This is a genomic window from Streptomyces jeddahensis, from assembly GCF_001642995.1.
Taxonomy (GTDB): domain Bacteria; phylum Actinomycetota; class Actinomycetes; order Streptomycetales; family Streptomycetaceae; genus Streptomyces; species Streptomyces jeddahensis.
This window is the reverse complement of sequence record NZ_LOHS01000162.1, coordinates 1-7,742: the sequence shown is the minus strand read 5'-3', so window position 1 is coordinate 7,742 and position 7,742 is coordinate 1. Positions and strand designations below refer to the sequence as shown.

The following is a 7,742-nucleotide window of genomic DNA, read 5'->3' as shown; positions in this document are numbered from 1 at the left end:
ACCGCTTCGACGCCATGCCGTTCGGCGGGTACAAGTACGGCAGCATGGGCCGCGAAGGCGTGCGCTTCGCCTTCGAGGAGATGACCCAGCCCAAGGTCGTCTGCATCAACCACATCACCGACGTGGTGCGATGACCGCCATCCGCACCGAGCGCGACTCCCTGGGCAGCGGCGCAGCCGGAGGAATTGTCAGATCTGCGGATGGGGCGCAGCTGACGTCTGTAAGCATCAGCCCCATGGATTCAGCTGGAACGCTCGTCTGACGCCCTGACAGCAGAAGGGTGCCTCCCACCTGCGGTGATCTGGAATGTCCCAGATCAAGAAAACCGCGAGGAAGAGGCACCCAACGGGCGAAGAGTACGGCTGGGATCATCGGCTTGCCGTGCGGCCCGACGGCAAGAACCTGATCAGCCACGCGGGCGTGGTGCTGCTGCGGAAGTGCGCCGTGCTCCGGCGGCGATCGACGCCCCGTCGCGGGCCCCGGACCGAGCGCGCTCGCGCCGCGATACGCCGCGTGGTGTGGACGCTGCTCGCCCTGCGCGCCCGGCGGCTTCCCATGGATCTCGTTGTGCGGCCGCGAGTCGGCCAACTGGTACGTCCTCGACCTGGACGCGACCATCGTCACCTGCACCAGCCGCGAGGAAGACGCGGCGGGCACCTTCAAGGGCAGCAACGGTCACATGCCGCTGAGTGCGTGGGTGGCCGACACCCGTGAGTGCGTCGCCATGCTGCTGCGGCCCCGCCCCGCCCAACGACGTTATCGACCACAAGGCGGTCCTGGCCTCGGCGTTTCGGTAACTCCCGCTGCCGCTGTGGTCGAAGCTGCTGGTACGGATCGGACGGCGCGGCCTTCAGCCACGCCCTGCTCGATCATCTCCGGCAGGACGGCAAGGTCCACGAGATCAAGGGACCCGCAGCGACCTGGTTTCTTACCAGTCGCCGAGTTGACCGGCCTGCGCGACCTGACCGGCCGGCCGACCGGGATGCGGCTGATCGTGCGCCGGCTCAAGCCCTCACGGCGGGATGCGAAGAAGCTGACCGCCTTCGAGAAACACACCGGCCGGCGCTACCGGATCCTCGCCACGAAGATCCCCGCTCACCACGGGCCTTCCCTCGAAGTCCTGGCAGAGGAACACCGCCTGGGTGCCGGCCGCCACGATCGCCGCCGACCTCGACGCCTGGACCCGGCCCCTTCCGAGGAGCGCACCGCACCACCTCGGGCCCGTGGAAGCCGACGCCACCGCAGCGTTACGCGACGGCCAGTCCCGACACGGCGCGGGACATATCGGGCAGCCAGCCGCTCACAACGCCGTGTCAGCCCTCGGAAGAATCGAGGTCAGGGCGTGCCGGGACGTGGCTGGCGGAGGCGGCAGACCCGACGGGCCGCTGGTGGTGGTCCGGCGTTGTCTGTGTTCTTCGGCCGGCTTCGCTCTTCTATATGGTCAACCCACCGCCTGCGGGCCGCGGGCGCACGGAGGGCCCCTTCGATCTGGGCCTCTCCGTGCGCCCGCCTGCTTTCCACGCGGCGACGCCGAGCAGTACGGATGGGACCGGGCGGCAGCCGCCCGGTCCCATCGCCACATACCCGTCGCTGAGCCGCATTTCTGCCACAGCGCAGTCATCAGGGCATCGAGGACATGTGTCTACCGGGCAGGTTGCCCTCGCGAGAGGTCCCGACGCCGATCGTGCCCTGCGGCATCGGCGTTACGACACGGTCAGGTAGATCTTGCGCACGGTTTCGATGGTCTTCCAGACACCGACGTAGCCCGGCTTCATGACAAAGCTGTCGCCTGCCTTGTAGATCACCGGCTCACCACCTTCCGGCGTGAGTTCGACGACGCCGGAGAGGATGTGGCAGAACTCGAAGGTCTCGCCCTTGATCGAGCGCGTCTCGCCGGGCGTGGCTTCCCAGACACCCGTGTTGATCTTTCCGTCACGGGCGGTGTCCTGGGCCCAGGTCTTGTAAGTCGGGTCGCCGGAGATCAGGCGTTCCGGCAGCGGGCCGGACTCGCTGGGAGCGAAGGAGGGATCGGTGTCGATGGTCTTCAGGAGCGACATGCTTCTTTTCCTCTATTGGTTTCGGGAGCGATGCGAATGGGACCAGGGCCTGACGGCTGCGCTCCACGGTCACGGCGCGCAGCAGGTCGGTGAGTCTCTCGGCGGGCAACAGGCCCTTGTGCTGAGCAGTTGGGCCACGCACGGTCGGCGGCGAGGAACTCCTTGGCTTCCGGCGCTGCCCAGGCCGGCTGTCGACCGGTCAGCGGATGCGGTCAAGCGTCTTGTAGTAGGCGCCCGCGAAGGGCAGGAACCAGGCGGTGCCGTTGTAGAGGGGGATGCGGGGCGGGGCGATGTCGCGGACGGGGCTGACCTCGGGGTGGCCGTCCATCACCTCGGCCATGACGTGCCCCATGTGGGTGGCCATTTGCACGCCGTGGCCGGCGTATCCCATGGAGTAGTAGACGCCGTCCTCACTCTGCCCGGCGTGCACGATGCGGTCCATGGCGAAGCCGACGGAGCCGCCCCACACGTACTCGATCTTGGTGCGGGAGAGCTGGGGGAAGATCTCGCACATCTCACGGAACAGAACCTGTCCGCTCTTCTTGTCCGAGGTGGGGTCGGACGGCGCGAAACGGGCGCGGCCGCCGAACAGCAGCCGGTTGTCCGGGGTGAGCCGGAAGTAGTGGCAGACCTTGTTGGAGTCGACGAGGAGGCGGGCCTTGGGGATGATGTCCCGGGCGAGTTCCTCGCCGAGCGGCTCGGTGACGATGATGAAGCTGCCCACGCAGACTTGCTGGCGGCGCAGCCAGGGGAAGTTCTTGTCGGTGTAGGCGTCGGTGGCCATCATGACCTGCCCGGCACGGATGACACCGCGCTCGGTCTGCACCTCGAAGCGGCCGGTGGCGGTACGCCGCACTCCGATGGCGGCGTTGCGCTCGTGGATCTCGACACCGGTGCGCTCGCACGCCTCGGCCATACCGCGTACGAAGCGGCCGACGTGCAGTGCGGCGCTGAACGGGTCGAGCAGGCCGCCGTGGTAGGCGTCGGAGCCGATCTCGGAACGCAGCTCGGACCTGCCGATCAGTGTGGTCTCGTGCCCGAAGTACTTGGCCAGGTCGCGCTGTTGGGCCTTCTTGCTCTCGAAGTGCGCGGGGCGGGAGGCGAGGCCCAGGCGTCCGACGCGGCGGAACTGGCAGTCGATGGACTCCTCGTTCACAAGCCGCTCGACGGTGTCCACGGCCTCGCCGTAGGAGTTGTAGATCTCGCGGGCCCGTTCGAGTCCGTACCGGCGGATGGCCTGGCGTACGCCGATGGTGAAGCCCAGGTTGGCCATGCCGCCGTTGCGCGCGGAGGCACCGGAGCCGATCTGGCCCTTCTCGACGAGGGTGACGCGGGCGCCCTTGCGGGCGGAGTGCAGGGCGGTGGACAGACCCGTTAGGCCGGCGCCGACGACCACCAGGTCGGTGTCCTCGGTCAGCGGCTTGCCGGACCGGTCGGGAAACGCCCCGGCGGTTTCTATCCAGTAGGGAATCGTCTTCATGTCGGGTCCTTAGCGGGAAGTTTCGAAGGGGCGCGGCCGGGCACCACCAGGAGCGCGGCCTACGGGGCTGCGGTCGCTGATCTGCGGGGGCGCATCTGGATCAGCGGCATGGAACGGTTGCAGACGCGGGCGAGGAGGCGGGCCTCGCCCGCGGTCGGCGCGATATCAGGTCGACGATCAGGCCGACGCCGGCCACAGCCCCCACAGGCCGCCGATGTAGCGCCTGCCGTCGGCGTCGTCGACGTACGGTCCCTCCCCTCGCTGGACGACGAGGAGGTCCTCGCTCTCGGGGCCGAACGAGCCGTTGGCGGTCATGCGGCGGTCTCGCCTGCGGGGTTGGCGACGCCTGCCGTGTTCTCCACCGAGAGCAGCGAGCCCTGCTTTCCTGAGCCGATCCAGCGCACCAGGGCCACCAGGCCCAGGGCGAGGATCGCGAAGGCGGTGAGCAGCGCGCTGACCGCGGTCACGCTGGGGTCGATCTCGAAGGTCAGCGAGTTGTAGACCTGCACGGGCAGGGTGACGGTGTTGACCGAGGAGAGGAACTGGGAGATGTAGAACTCGTCGAAGCTGGTGATGAAGGAGAAGATCGCCGCCGCGATCATGCCCGGCGCGGCGAGGGGGAAGGTGATCTTCCGGGCGATCGTCATGCGGCCGGCGCCCATGCTGGCGGCGGCGTCCTCAAGGCGTTCGTCGATGCCGCGCAGGGTCGCCACCAGGATCAGCACCGCGATCGGCGAGGCCAGCACGGTGTGCCCGAGGGCGATGGCGATGGGGCTGCCCAGCATCGCGGCCGGCTCGAAGAAGAGGAACAGGCCCAGCGCGGTGACGATCTGCGGGATGACCAGCGGTCCGAGGACCAGGGCGTAGACCGCCGAGCGCAGCGGCAGTTCACTGCGCGTCAGCGCGGTCGCCGCGGTCACCCCGATGATCAGGGAGAACACGGTGCTCAGGGCGGCGATCAGGGCGCTCAGGGACAGCGCGGCCGGCCACTTGCTGCCGTCGGCGAACAGCGCCTTGTACCAGTTCAGCGTCCACGTCTCCGGGGGGAAGGAGGCGAAGGCGTTGTTGCTGAAGGAGGTGACGAGGATGACGACGATCGGCAGCGCCAGGAACAGCAGGATCACGGTGGCGACCGCGGTCAGGGCGATCCGCCCGGCGAGGCTCTTGCGCAGTTCCGTCATGACGCGCTCCTCTTCTTACGGCTGGCCCCGAGGGAGCTGACGGCCTTGACGAGCAGCAGTCCGGCGAGGGTGAGCAGCAGCAGGATCACGCCCTGCGCGGCCGCCCCGTTCCACTGGTTCTCCTTGGTGACCTGCTGGTTGATGAGGGTGGCGATCATCGTCTGGTCGGGTCCGCCCATCAGGGCGGGGGTGATGTAGTAGCCCAGCGAGAGGATGAAGCTGAGCAGTCCGGCACTGGCAAGGCCCGGGGCCACCAGAGGCAGATACACCCGCCGGAAGATCGTCACCCGTCCCGCGCCCATACTGGACGCGGCCGCCAGCAGGCGGCGGTCCACTCCGCGCATCACCCCGTACAGCAGCAGCACCGTGTACGGGAGCATCATCGAGGTGGTGCCGATGACCACACCCAACTCGTTGTAGAGCAACTGGAACGGCGCTCCGGGTACCGACATGGCGGTGAGGGTCTCGTTCACCAGGCCCTTGTCACCGAGCATGATGATCCAGCCGTAGGTGCGCACCAGGGCGCTGATGAAGTGCGGGACGACGACGACCAGCATGGCCAGGCCCGCCAGGATGGGCTTGAGCCGGGTGATCGCCTGGGCCAACATGAAGCCGAAGACCAGGCTGAGCACGGCTGTCTCGGCGGAGATCCGCAGGGTGGTGATCAGGACGGAGAGATTGACGCCGGTCAGGGCGTCGGCGTACCAGTGCAGTGTGAAGGATCCGTCGGCGTTCTTCAGGCTGAGGAGCAGGGTGCTGAAGATCGGGTAGACGAACAGCACCAGCAGGTAGGCGACGACCGGCAGGGCGTAGAGGATCCCGACCCGGGTCCGGCGTGATCCGAGGAGTTTGCGCGGGCGGGCGGGGGCGGTAGCGGTGAGGGTGGCTGCCATGGCTCACCCTGCCTGTTCGTCGGCGAAGAGGTTGACGTCCTCGGGGTCGGCGGTGATCCCGACCCGCTCGCCGGCGACCGGGCCCCGGCCGGCGGGGACCTCCAGGCGCAGCAGCGGCGCCTCCTTGCCGTCGATCCGCACACCGGCGCGGACGAGCGTGCCGACGTAGGTGGCGGTCTCCACCGTGCCGGTACAGAACCCGTCATCGATGGCGCAGGCCCGCAACCGGCCCGGCTGCACCGCGACCTTCACAGAGGTGCCGGAGGGCAGCTGGTGGCGGCGCGCCTTCAGCAGGCCTCCACTGGCATCGAGGCGGACCAGGGTGTGCTCGTCGGTGTGCTGCTCGATGCGGCCGGGAAGGAAGTTGGCCGCCCCGAGGAAGTCCGCCACGAACGGCGTCTTGGGCCGCTCGAACAGCTCCCGGGGCGTGTCGAACTGCTCGATCAGACCGTTGCGCATCACCGCGATACGGTCCGACATCACCAGCGCCTCTTCCTGATCATGCGTCACATAGATGACGGTCAGGCCGAGTTCCTGCTGGATGGTCTTGATCTCGACCTGGAGCTGGTCGCGGAGCTTCTTGTCCAGCGCGCCGAGCGGCTCGTCCATGAGGATGACCGGCGGGCGGTAAACCAGCGCCCGGCACAGGGCGACACGCTGCTGCTGACCACCGGACAGCTCACGCGGTTTACGACCACCGAAGCGGGACAGGCCCGCGATCTCCAGCGTCTCCCCCACCCGGCGGCGGATCTCGTCCTTGCCCACGCCGCGCAGCGTGAGCGGGAAGGCCACGTTCTCCTGCACGGTCATGTGTGGGAAGAGCAGGTACTGCTGGAAGACGAACCCCAGACCCCGCTTCTGCGGCGCCAGCCTCGTCACATCCCGGTCCCCGACGGTGATGGTGCCGGAGTCGGGCTCACAGAAACCGGCGATCATCATCAGCGTCGTGGTCTTGCCCGACCCGGACGAGCCGAGGAAGGTGACGAACTCCCCCGCCGCGATCTCCATCGACGCCTCGTCGACAGCGACCACATCGCCGTAGGTCTTGCGCAGGGCCACAACCGACAAAGACTTTCCGGTCGCGGTGGCCGGCTTGCCGCCGGCCACCTTCACCGACGGTGTGGCAACACCGAAATCAGCCACGAGCCCACTCCAACCAGCGCTTGGTGACGGCCGCTTCGTTCTTCAGCCACCAGTCGACATCCGCGTCGAAACCCTTGTCGTAGTACTTGGGCGCACCGGCGAGTGCGTTGCGCTCGCCCTCGCTGAGCTTCTCGTAGGCCACCGGGGACGACGGGTTCGACGGGAAGGCCTTCGCCAGCGCGGCCTGGCTCTCCGCCCGCAGCGAGAAGTCCATCAGCTGGTAGGCGTTGTCCAGGTTGGCCGCGCCCTTGGCGATGGCGTAGCCCGAGAACTGGCGGCGCATGCCGTTGAGCTGCCGCTCCACCGGGACGCCCTGCTTCTGCAGATCCGCGATCCGGCCGTCCCAGACGGTGGACATCGTCACCTCCTGCCGGCTGAGCAGCACACCGGGCAGCGGGCCGCTGTCCCAGTACTTCTTGATGTCCGGCCGCAGCCGGGTCAGCACCTTGAAAGCGCGGTCCACATCCAGCGGGTACAGCTTGTCCATCGGGACGCCGTCGGCCAGCAGCGCGAACTCGAGCTCCGGCAGGTCACCGTCCGGGCTGCACATCGCACGACCACCCTGGAACGCCTTGACGTCCCAGAAGTCCGCCCACGACTCGGGCTTCTTTCCGCCGAAGGCGTCCGTGCGGTAGGCGATGCACTGGCCGTAGAAGCTGTGGCCGATGGCATGCTCGGTGATCTGGTTCTCGGGGATCTTCGCGCTCTTCACGCTCTTGAGCCGGTCGAGGTCCAGCTTCTCCAGCGCGCCCTGCTGGACGTACTTGAGGTGCGACACCATCGCGTCGTTGATGAGGTCACACTGCGGGCGGCCCTGCTTGATCTGGGCGAGCAGCGGGGCGTTGTCCAGGTTCAGCACCTTCACCTGGATGCCGGTCTCCTGGGTGAACGGCGTGTAGATCGCCTTCTGCAGCGCCGCGCCGTAGGAACCGCCGCTGTCGCGGACGACCACCGTCTTGCCGCCGCCCTTGCCGCCGCCGGCCGATGC

General features: G+C 68.0%; 7 protein-coding genes. All 7 read right to left on the bottom strand.

Translation table 11 applies throughout. From position 1 onward, the window contains the following. Nucleotides 1–1,703 precede the first annotated feature (1,703 nt). Entirely contained in the window at nucleotides 1,704–2,057 is a 354-nt protein-coding gene (locus tag STSP_RS32695; protein WP_067284656.1) for a cupin domain-containing protein, read from the bottom strand. A 199-nt stretch (nucleotides 2,058–2,256) separates the two neighbouring features. Continuing rightward, on the bottom strand, nucleotides 2,257–3,537 hold the full coding sequence (locus STSP_RS32690; protein WP_067284655.1) for an NAD(P)/FAD-dependent oxidoreductase: 1,281 nt from the start codon (nucleotides 3,535–3,537) through the stop codon (nucleotides 2,257–2,259). 177 nt (nucleotides 3,538–3,714) lie between these two features. Beyond that, nucleotides 3,715–3,852, bottom strand: coding sequence for a hypothetical protein (locus STSP_RS39410; protein WP_157902955.1), 138 nt, complete (start codon nucleotides 3,850–3,852; stop codon nucleotides 3,715–3,717). Beyond that, on the bottom strand, nucleotides 3,849–4,718 hold the full coding sequence (locus STSP_RS32685) for an ABC transporter permease (RefSeq protein ID WP_067284654.1): 870 nt from the start codon (nucleotides 4,716–4,718) through the stop codon (nucleotides 3,849–3,851). Before STSP_RS32685 ends, STSP_RS39410 begins: the two co-directional genes overlap by 4 nt. Next, on the bottom strand, nucleotides 4,715–5,611 hold the full coding sequence (locus STSP_RS32680; protein WP_067284653.1) for an ABC transporter permease: 897 nt from the start codon (nucleotides 5,609–5,611) through the stop codon (nucleotides 4,715–4,717). Before STSP_RS32680 ends, STSP_RS32685 begins: the two co-directional genes overlap by 4 nt. A gap of 3 nt (nucleotides 5,612–5,614) precedes the next feature. Next, entirely contained in the window at nucleotides 5,615–6,754 is a 1,140-nt protein-coding gene (locus STSP_RS32675; protein WP_067284652.1) for an ABC transporter ATP-binding protein, read from the bottom strand. Then, nucleotides 6,747–7,742, bottom strand: a 996-nt coding sequence (locus tag STSP_RS32670; RefSeq protein WP_232789882.1) for an ABC transporter substrate-binding protein, incomplete at its 5' end; no start/stop codon positions are given. The genes STSP_RS32670 and STSP_RS32675, both read right to left, overlap by 8 nt.

Coding starts and splice junctions, on each gene's coding strand:
- STSP_RS32695 (WP_067284656.1), bottom strand. CDS start 2,057: ATGTCGCTCCTGAAGACCATCGACACCGATCCCTCCTTCGCTCCCAGC.
- STSP_RS32690 (WP_067284655.1), bottom strand. CDS start 3,537: ATGAAGACGATTCCCTACTGGATAGAAACCGCCGGGGCGTTTCCCGAC.
- STSP_RS39410 (WP_157902955.1), bottom strand. CDS start 3,852: ATGACCGCCAACGGCTCGTTCGGCCCCGAGAGCGAGGACCTCCTCGTC.
- STSP_RS32685 (WP_067284654.1), bottom strand. CDS start 4,718: ATGACGGAACTGCGCAAGAGCCTCGCCGGGCGGATCGCCCTGACCGCG.
- STSP_RS32680 (WP_067284653.1), bottom strand. CDS start 5,611: ATGGCAGCCACCCTCACCGCTACCGCCCCCGCCCGCCCGCGCAAACTC.